Source organism: Microcystis sp. LEGE 08355 (assembly GCF_015207185.1).
Lineage (GTDB): Bacteria > Cyanobacteriota > Cyanobacteriia > Cyanobacteriales > Microcystaceae > Microcystis > Microcystis panniformis.
In genome coordinates this window covers 1-7681 of the sequence record NZ_JADEXI010000189.1, presented here as the reverse complement: position 1 = coordinate 7681, position 7681 = coordinate 1, and the positions used below count along the sequence as shown (strand labels likewise).

At 44.8% G+C, this 7681-nt stretch carries 7 protein-coding genes; 2 read left to right on the top strand and 5 right to left on the bottom strand.

From position 1 onward, the window contains the following. Positions 1-60 precede the first annotated feature (60 nt). A complete protein-coding gene (locus IQ242_RS11380; protein WP_193960051.1) occupies positions 61-1398 on the bottom strand; it encodes a Mur ligase family protein in 1338 nt (445 codons plus the stop codon). Positions 1399-1561: 163 nt separating this feature from the next. On the opposite strand from IQ242_RS11380, the gene IQ242_RS11375 reads away from it, so the two are divergent. Both IQ242_RS11375 and lptC read left to right on the top strand, forming a co-directional pair. Then, positions 1562-2752: an HhoA/HhoB/HtrA family serine endopeptidase gene (locus IQ242_RS11375; RefSeq protein ID WP_193960050.1), complete on the top strand. Its 1191-nt coding sequence runs from the start codon at positions 1562-1564 to the stop codon at positions 2750-2752. A gap of 214 nt (positions 2753-2966) precedes the next feature. Beyond that, positions 2967-4115 carry an LPS export ABC transporter periplasmic protein LptC gene (lptC, locus tag IQ242_RS11370; protein WP_193960049.1) on the top strand — a complete coding sequence of 383 codons (1149 nt, stop codon included), beginning with the start codon at positions 2967-2969 and terminating at the stop codon, positions 4113-4115. 206 nt (positions 4116-4321) lie between these two features. On the opposite strand, the gene nuoK is transcribed toward lptC, so the two are convergent. From nuoK to nuoH, 4 genes are all read right to left on the bottom strand, one after another. Next, complete coding sequence (nuoK, locus tag IQ242_RS11365) at positions 4322-4627, bottom strand: NADH-quinone oxidoreductase subunit NuoK (RefSeq protein ID WP_197533180.1); 306 nt, start codon at positions 4625-4627, stop codon at positions 4322-4324. Between the two features lie 25 nt (positions 4628-4652). Further along, positions 4653-5249: an NADH-quinone oxidoreductase subunit J gene (locus tag IQ242_RS11360; RefSeq protein WP_193960048.1), complete on the bottom strand. Its 597-nt coding sequence runs from the start codon at positions 5247-5249 to the stop codon at positions 4653-4655. Positions 5250-5389: 140 nt separating this feature from the next. Next, positions 5390-5962 (bottom strand): NAD(P)H-quinone oxidoreductase subunit I, encoded by a 573-nt coding sequence (ndhI, locus tag IQ242_RS11355; RefSeq protein WP_002733194.1) that lies wholly within the window; start codon positions 5960-5962, stop codon positions 5390-5392. Positions 5963-6004: 42 nt separating this feature from the next. Continuing rightward, entirely contained in the window at positions 6005-7123 is a 1119-nt protein-coding gene (gene nuoH, locus IQ242_RS11350) for an NADH-quinone oxidoreductase subunit NuoH (protein ID WP_002780019.1), read from the bottom strand. Positions 7124-7681 lie beyond the last annotated feature (558 nt).

Sequence of the window (7681 nt, the reverse complement as noted above, 5' to 3'; positions counted from 1 at the left end):
AATTCAACTAACACCCTAACACCCCAACACCTAACACCAATCTTCACTCTTTTCTAATTTCTACAAAATCTTTCGTCCCGTGAGAATCTCTCGTACTTCTAACATAGCAGAATAGGTGGGTAAAATATGTAAAGTTTCCTCATTTTTGGTGTTATTAAGGGCAATTTGGAGCGCTTTTTTTAGATCGGATTCAACAATTAAATTAACGGGAGAAGCGAGACTATCCTGACTATATTGTAAGCGCAAAGCCATGTCATAAAGTCGATCACCTGTTACCACTAAAGTTGTTCCCAAACGGGTTAATTTTTCCGTATCCACATCCCAAATCCAAGAAACATCCGTCCCGTCGGGGATGCGATCATTGAGAACTAAGAGAGTAGTCGAAGACTTTTCTTTCTGTAAAATATCAGCCACTGCGCGAATTGTTTCATTCATACCCACGGGATTTTTAGATAGTAAAATCCTAACTTTTTTACCCTCAATTTCTAATTCTTCCGCTCGACCAAAAGCCGCTTTAAAACCCTGAACTGTCTCAAAAATTTCTCGATCTTTAATCCCCAATTCCTGGGCTACTAAACCCGCCGCTAAAGTATTATATTTATTATAAACACCGATTAAAATCTGCGGCCAATCGTGACTATGAAAAGCAGGACTACTCTTTTTAAAGCCGCAACTAGGACAACTAAAATCCCCTAAATGGGAGAGATAAACCCCGCGATAATCCAAAGAAGCACCGCATTTAGGACAGTAAATAGAATCGACAGCGTGGGGAATTTCTTCTAGATACAATTCTGGCTCACTTAAGCCAAAATATACAACTCTTTGGGGCAGTTGTTGACCCAAATGGGAAAGAGTCGGATCATCAGCATTGAGAATCACTAAAGTATTGGTGGGTAGGGGAGATATGGCTCCTTGCCAACGGCGACTAATCGTATCCACTTCCCCATAGCGATCGAGTTGATCGCGAAACAAATTAAGAGCTAAAATAGCGCGAGGACGACAATCTTTTAAAACCAAAGGGAGAATATTTTCATCCACTTCTAAAATGGCATAATCAGCCTTTAAAGTGCCGAATAAATTAGCATCGGCTAATAAAGCAGTGATTAAACCATTAATTAAATTTGCCCCGGTGGTATTATGGGTGACTTTTGCCCCCTGACGCTCTAGAATAGTTCTTAGCAGTAGGGAAGTGGTAGTTTTTCCATTCGTGCCAACCACCAAGATTACCCCCCTTCGGACTTGCCCACAAAGTAGCGGCAACAAACGGGGATGGAGACGACGGGCAATTTCCCCCGGCAAGACGCTGGCAGCCCCTAAACGGAGTCCTTTAACCACAGCAGTAACGGTTTTAGCCACCGCTACGGCTATCCCTAAACGGATGCGATCAAACAATTGCATGAACTGAGATTCTCATAGCTGTTTCGTGATTTTACCGCTAAAAGAAGACGGGTAAACGGGGTAAGTTCCCATTGATTCTTTCCTACCGACAAAAAAGACAGCCTATAATATAGGTAAGTTTGGGGCCGATTCTACCGCACACGACATTTTAGGGCTAGAGCTTATGGGTTTATTGACAAGATTGGGGATTTCACTGGGATTACTCGCCCTAGGTGGTACTGTGGGTGTGCTAGGAAATCAGTATTTAAGCAGAAAAGCACCCCTAGAGGTAAATAAACCGCCGGCAATCCTCCCCGCTTCCCTCTCTCTCCCTGTTATTCCCCAAACCGACGGTAATGTTAATTTTATCGCCCAGGCCGTGCAGAAAGTTGGGCCGGCGGTGGTGCGGATTGACTCAGCCCGGGAAGTGGCCGACCAAATTCCCGAAGAATTTAAACAGCCCTTTTTTCGGCGCTTTTTTGGTAATCAAGTGCCAATTCCCAAGGATCATTTGGAACGGGGAACCGGTTCTGGGTTTATTATCAGTACAGATGGACTACTTTTAACTAATGCCCATGTGGTGGAAGGGACAACCCAAGTAAAAGTGACTCTGAAAAACGGTCAAACCCATCAGGGTAAAGTCCTGGGGGTTGACAATATGACCGATGTGGCCCTGGTGAAAATTGAGGCGGAAAATTTACCGACGGTGACTTTTGGCAAGGCCGAAACTTTAATACCAGGGGAGTGGGCGATCGCTATTGGCAATCCCCTAGGCTTAGATAATACGGTGACAGTGGGCATTATTAGCGCCCTAGGACGCACTAGCAGCGAAGTGGGGGTTCCCGATAAACGGGTTCGTTTTATTCAAACCGATGCCGCTATTAACCCCGGCAATTCCGGCGGTCCGTTACTGAACGCCAAGGGGGAAGTTATCGGTATTAATACGGCAATTCGGGCCGATGCTCAGGGTTTAGGGTTTGCTATTCCCATCGAAACCGCCCAAAAAGTAGCGGGACAGCTATCTAGTAAGGGTAAAGCGGAACATCCCTACATCGGTATCCAGATGGTAACGCTAACCCCAGAATTACGGCAGCAATTGAACGAAACTAAAGAATTAAACTTTAATATTGACCAAAATGAAGGGGTAATCGTCCTGCGAGTGGTGGAAAATTCCCCCGCTCAAAAAGCCGGGATGCAAGCGGGTGATATCATCGAAACTGTGGCAGGAAACCCCGTTAAAACCGCTTCGGATGTGCAGCAAGGTGTGGAAACCAGTGCGATCGGTGGTAATCTGGAAATCGAGATTAACCGCAGGGGTAAACAACAAACTCTCACCGTTCAACCGGGGGTTTTTCCCAGCAAAACTAGCGAGTGAACTACTTTCAACCGGTCAAGGGGCGACCCCTTACCCTACACTGGGAGGAGAGAAAATAAGTCGCTGGTTATAATTAAATTAAAAATGGATTTTAGGTTCGATCCCCCCTGCCCCCCTTGATAAGGGGGTGCCGATAGGCGGGGGGATCCCCCTTGATAAGGGGGGCATCTGATAATTTTTAACGCCTACCTACTTAGCAGCGGAGCGATCGAAATTGAGGCAGCGGTTACAATTTAAACTATCAATTGGGCGCGGGGCTGCCCTTCTCATCGGGTTGCTGGGATTAACGGCCTGTCAACCTCCCGATCCGCCGAAAATTTCGCCGGCAGAATCGCCTAAAATCGAGGAAACTGGCCGCTTAATTCTCAATAATGCCACCTTAGAACAGGCTAACCCCTCGGGACAACCCCTCTGGAAAATTCAGGTCAAAAAAGCTACCTACACCCAAGACCAAAAAATCGCCCGTCTGGAAAATATCAAGGGTAATATCTATCAAGATGGGAAAGTAGTTTTACAGGTTAGTGCTGACCGCGGTGAAGTCTATAAGGAAGGCCAGGAAATTCTCCTCAAAGATAATATTGTGGCTGTGGATCCCCGCAATAAGGCCATTATTAACGCGCCGGAATTGCGTTGGCTACCCAAGGAAGGTATTTTAATCTCCCCCAAAGGGATCAAAGGTAGTCATCTACAACTAGAAGCTAAGGCGCGCCAAGGACGCTACGACACGCGCCAAGAAAAACTAGAATTACAAGGTCAAGTGGTGGCTACCGCTAAGGAATCTCGTGTTGTCCTGCAAACCGAGCGCCTGTACTGGGAAATTCCGCAACAGGTCATTAGTACCGATCAAAAAGTCGCTTTTGATCGCTATATTAGTAAAACTATTATTGATCGCCTTACTGCTATCGGCGGTCGTTGGGAAAGAAAAAATAATCAGGTTATCCTGCAAGAAAACCTCGAATATCGCTCTTTAGAACCACCTTTACAGATTTCTGGTTCTCAGGCAATTTGGAACTATCAAAATCGTACCCTAACTTCCGATCGCCCCACGGAAATTTTTCAATATCAAGATCAAATCACTATTACTGGTAATCGTGTGGTGGTGGAATTAGGCAATCGTATCGCTTATCTCAAGGATGGGGTTAAGGGAATTAATCAGAAAACTGGGGCGCAATTGTATAGTCAGATCTTAACTTGGAAAATGTCGGAAAAAATTGTCGAGGCCGAGGGGAATATTATCTATGAACAACAGGAACCAAAATTTAATCTCACTGGCGATAAAGCGATCGGCACGTTAGAAGATAATAACATTGTTGTTAGTAGTAGTTCCCCCGATCGAGTTGTCACCGAGATTTATCCCCGTTAACAGGGAAAACTGGCCAAAAAAAACTCCCCCCAGAAAAGGGAGAGAGGGGGGGGAAATATTTAGGGTTTGCTGAAAAAGTTTTTCGTGGGGACAGGGTGTGGGGTGTGGGGTTCACCCCAATGGTCGGCACTTTTTGAGGGAAAAAAAGTTTAAAAACCTTATCCAACAAGGTTTTTAGATTTATTCAGCAAACCCTATTTAAAAGCTTACCATTTGAGCAGATTAAACTGTTCCATATCGATCGTGTCGCGGTTACGATAGATAGTCAGGATAATCGCTAAACCCACGGCTGCCTCGGCTGCCGCTACGGTAATCACGAAAATAGTAAAAATTTGGCCTCGGATATTAGCGGGGTCAAGATAGTTGGAAAAACCCATTAAGTTAATGTTAACAGAATTGAGCATCAATTCGATCGACATTAAAACCCGGACGGCATTGCGACTGGTGACTAAACCGTAAATTCCGATACAAAACAAAGCCGCCGCTAATAACAAATAATACTCTAACTGAATCTGCATGATACCTCTTTCTTTTGTCCTATTTAGGGGCGGTTAATTCTCTAGGTCGTTCGGGTAATGTTAAGGCTGTGGCCGTAGGTTCTTCAGCTTTTAGGGTGGGGATAAGGTCGCGACGAGCTAAAATAATTGCTCCGACCATGGCCATTAATAATAGCACGGAAGCTAATTCAAAGGGTAGCAAGAAATCACTAAAGAAATGCTTACCGATTTCTACTAAAGTATTAGTTACTACGGCGGGAGAAGTGCTAGAAATTGACCAAGGTGTGATTAAAACCATCGTCGATAACAGCACAAATAAACCAACACAAACTAAAGCAGTAGCTGCCTGACGAATCCAACGTTTAGGAATATCAGAAAAGTCCTCTTGCTTGTTAACAAGCATAATGGCGAAGAGAATTAAAACGTTAATCGCACCCACATAAATTAGAATTTGTGCCGCCGCTACAAAGTCAGCATTTAGTAAGAGATATAAACCCGAAATGCTGATAAAAACACCACCCAATAAAAAGGCGGAATAAACGATATTAGATAATAGTACCACGCCTAAAGCTGTCCCGATTACTAGGGCTGCTAAAATGCCAAAAGATACTATTTGAACGCCCTCGGCTAAATTCACAGTAGTTTCATCTCCTTTTATGTTTGAGAGTTATTAATTATTAGTTATCAGTGAGGGATTGGGTGATGGGGTGGTCACTGCGTGCGCGTTGCGGGGGGGATTGGGGAGAAAAAGCTGTCTCGGAGCCCCCTAACTGCTAATTAATCGGTAATTTCTTCTGGACGTTTACCGGCGCGTTGACTACCGGCGGGTAAATCGTGGGGTTCGATGACACCTTTAGGCAGATAACCTAATTCCCTCAGAGGTGTCACCATCGGGTCTTGGGTGACTTTGTAGGGTAAACGGCCTAGGGCGACGTTATCATAGTTTAATTCATGACGATCATAGGTCGCTAGTTCGTATTCTTCGGTCATCGATAGGCAATTAGTCGGACAGTATTCCACACAATTACCGCAGAAAATACAGACCCCAAAATCGATGCTGTAGTGTTTGAGTTCTTTCTTTTTAATTTCCTTGTTAAAAGTCCAATCCACTACGGGTAAATTAATCGGACAAACTCGCACACAAACTTCACAAGCGATACATTTATCGAACTCAAAGTGAATTCTACCCCGATAACGTTCCGAGGGAATTAACTTTTCGTAGGGATACTGGACGGTAATCGGACGACGACGCATATGATCAAAGGTAACGGATAAACCTTCGCCGATGTATTTCGCCGCTTGAATGCTACCTTTGGCGTAATCGCTGACTTGTTTGAGAATGTTAAACATGATGGTCAGAGGGGTAGTAGGTTAACAGGGCAAAAACGGAAATTAACCGCCAAAAGCAAAGGGAAAAGCTAGTTTTAGGGCGGCGGTAAGTAGTAGGTTAACTAAAGATACCGGTAAGAGGAATTTCCAGCCTAAATCGAGTAATTGGTCAATGCGAACCCGGGGTACAGTCCAACGCAAGAGAATGGCGATGAAGATGAGGAAATAGGCTTTTAATACTGTCATCGTAATCCCTAGGGAAGCGGTGATAATTTGTAGCCAGGGATTGGTTTCACTCACTCCCAACCAGCCGGCCACAGCATTGACGGGGATAGGAAATTCCCAACCACCAAGATAAAGGACAGCGAAAACTAGGGCCGACAGCACGAGGTTAACGTAGGAACCCACATAAAAAAGAGCGAATTTCATCCCCGCGTATTCGGTTTGATAACCGGCGACTAATTCCTCCTCCGCTTCCGGTAAATCGAAAGGCAGACGTTCACACTCAGCTAAAGCGGCAATCCAGAAAATCAGAAAACCCACCGGTTGGCGCCAGATATTCCAGCCTAAAATGCCATAACCGGATTGTTGTTCGACAATATCAATGGTACTGAGACTATTAGACATCATCGCGATCGCTAATACCGATAAAGCCAAAGGAATTTCATAACTAATCGATTGCGCCGCCGCCCGCAGGCCTCCCAGCAAGGAATACTTATTATTCGAGGCATAACCCGCCATTAATAAACCAATGGGGGCAATACTGGACAAGGAAATCCATAAAAAGATACCTACGTTTAGGTCAGTAATCAGCAGATTTTGGCCGAAGGGGACGATGAGATAGGAGACAAACACCGGCATCACCACCAAAATTGGCCCGAAGAGGAATAACCAAGGGTCGGCCTTAGCGGGGACGACATCTTCTTTAAAGACTAATTTCAGACCGTCGGCGACTGGTTGTAAAACGCCCAAGGGTCCTGCGTATTCGGGCCCGATACGCTGTTGGACGGCGGCGGAAATTTTTCTTTCTAACCAGACGCACACTAAAACCCCCACCGTGGCGGCTATAATCATCAGGAACATGGGTAAAGGCATCCAAATCGCTTTAGCCAGTCCTCCACTTAATCCCAAGTCTGTTAGGGATTTAATGAAACTTTCTTGTAAATCTATGCCTTGATTCATATTTGGCGATCGCTGTACTGTCAATAGTTCGGCATGGTCTGAAGATTTTTAAGCAAATCTTATAGCCTAGTATACAGTTAGTCGGTCTGAGGGTTATCAGTAAAGTGACAAAGGCTTCAACTCATTAGCAGCCAAGAGAGTCAAGCAATCTTGATTCCCCCGCCGAGAATAGGTATTAGTCAATAGTTAGACTCTGAATCTATCAATGTTCCCAGCTGTTTCTTAGCGCCGACAACCTCAGCTAGTGACCAATTATTCACAGGAAAAAAATGGAGATAACTTACCGTTTAGGCAGTTAAAGCAGCTCTCCAGTCCCTTGTGCGATAAGTTTTACCGACTGTTAAAATCCAGTTATCGAGCGTTTCTGGCCACTCCCCGCTATTTAGGGTAGGCTGAAAAAATCTAAAAACCTTGTTGGGTAAGACTTTTAGACTTTTTGTCAATCAAAAAGTACCAGGCATGGGAGTGATCAGGGGGAAAATTCCTGGACTTTTTCCCTGAAAATTAGGTAATTGGCCACCTCAAAACTGGTAAAACCCCACACCCCACACCCCACAC

Excerpts from the sequence above, each read along its gene's own strand:
- IQ242_RS11380 (WP_193960051.1), bottom strand. The coding sequence starts at position 1,398 with ATGCAATTGTTTGATCGCATCCGTTTAGGGATAGCCGTAGCGGTGGCT.
- nuoH (WP_002780019.1), bottom strand. The coding sequence starts at position 7,123 with ATGAATCAAGGCATAGATTTACAAGAAAGTTTCATTAAATCCCTAACA.
- ndhI (WP_002733194.1), bottom strand. The coding sequence starts at position 5,962 with ATGTTTAACATTCTCAAACAAGTCAGCGATTACGCCAAAGGTAGCATT.
- IQ242_RS11375 (WP_193960050.1), top strand. The coding sequence starts at position 1,562 with ATGGGTTTATTGACAAGATTGGGGATTTCACTGGGATTACTCGCCCTA.